Below are 1,390 nucleotides of genomic sequence, written 5' to 3'. Positions count from 1 at the left end.
GTAGAACGGGGAAGCGCAGGAAGCCGCCATTTGCAGACCGGCCTCACCTGAATATCAGCGCACCCTAAGTCAGGAATGGATTGGTCCTACGCTCCTCGCCAAAACGGCCGCCAGGGCCGTGGCCGCAGATGAAACCGATGTCGTCGCCGAGCGGCAACAGCTTGTCCTTGATCGAAGCGATCAGCGTTGCATGATCGCCACCCGGCAGGTCGGTGCGGCCAACCGAGCCACGGAACAGCACGTCGCCGACATGGGCGAACTTGGCGGCACGGTTGTAGTAGACGACGTGGCCCGGCGCATGGCCGGGGCAATGCAGCACCTCGAACAAATGGCCGCCGAACGACACGGTCTCGCCTTCGGTGAGGAAGCGGTCGGGCACGCATTTGCGCGAGCCGGCAATGCCGTAGCGCCTGCCCTGGTTCTCCAGATTGTCGAGCAGGGACTTGTCGGCCGCATGCGGGCCGATGATGTCGATGCCCAGTGCCTCCTTCAACTCCATGGCGCCGCCGGCATGGTCGATGTGGCCATGCGTGATCCAGATCGCTTCGGCCGTGATCGCATTGTCCTTCAGCACCGCCAACACCTTGTCGATGTCGCCGCCCGGATCGACGACGACGCCGTGCTTGTCGTCCATGTCGAACAGGAGGGTGCAATTCTGCTGGAACGGTGTGACCGGCACGATGCCGGCATTGAGCTGACCCATGATCGTCCTTTCGATGTTCACGCGGTGATGTAGAGGCGCGAACGAAGGGCGTCCACCCCTCGAAAGACGAACAGTCAGTCATCCCAGAAACGGAAATGGCCAGAAACGGAAATGGGCGGCCGAAGCCGCCCATTTGAACAAACCTGAGACCGTCAGGCCTACTTCTTCATSGCRCCCAKGACCGCRCCGATGATGCCGGTCAGGATMGCGCCGCCGCCGGCRCCGCCRACGATGTTGTTGAGGTTGAGTGCACTGCCGAGACCACTCGTCGCCGCCGCTGCCGCTGCCGGATCGACTGCRCCGCCACCGAGCAGGCTGCCCAGGATCGCCGCGCCGCCGACGCCGCCAATGGCGCCACCCAGGATTTTGGGCAGCTGTCCCATAGCCGCATTCTTAAGCGCTACACCGATCGCCTGGCCACCGATGACACCCGTAATCACCTGTATGATGATCGGAAGAAGCGTGTTCATGTCCATATGATTAGTCCCTCCATARCTGCCAGCCTCCCGGGCCGACAACCATCATGAGACGCCGAATTRGAYGAAAGTCAAATGCASARAYGCTGAAATAAAAGGGGCGGCYYSAAAACCGCCCCTGCTTGMSYRAAAAGCTGTGACTWWCGYTATTCTGCGGCGATCGCGTGCTTCGGCTGCACCGCAGCAGAATAGTCATTCATAAGGTTCTTGG

The 1,390-nt window shown here is 61.3% G+C and carries 2 protein-coding genes; both read right to left on the bottom strand.

Annotation, left to right across the window (positions count from 1 at the left end):
• Positions 1-64 precede the first annotated feature (64 nt).
• Positions 65-703, bottom strand: coding sequence for an MBL fold metallo-hydrolase (locus tag AC1DX0_RS35885; RefSeq protein WP_477224058.1), 639 nt, complete (start codon positions 701-703; stop codon positions 65-67).
• Positions 704-861: 158 nt separating this feature from the next.
• Positions 862-1,179 (bottom strand): hypothetical protein, encoded by a 318-nt coding sequence (locus tag AC1DX0_RS35880; protein ID WP_477359231.1) that lies wholly within the window; start codon positions 1,177-1,179, stop codon positions 862-864.
• Between the last annotated feature and the right edge of the window lie 211 nt (positions 1,180-1,390).

Source organism: Mesorhizobium sp. P3_A9 (assembly GCF_056402975.1).
The sequence above is the reverse complement of the archived record's forward strand: the minus strand, read 5'-3'. Positions and strand labels throughout refer to the sequence as shown.

Excerpts from the sequence above, each read along its gene's own strand:
- AC1DX0_RS35885 (WP_477224058.1), bottom strand. The coding sequence starts at position 703 with ATGGGTCAGCTCAATGCCGGCATCGTGCCGGTCACACCGTTCCAGCAG.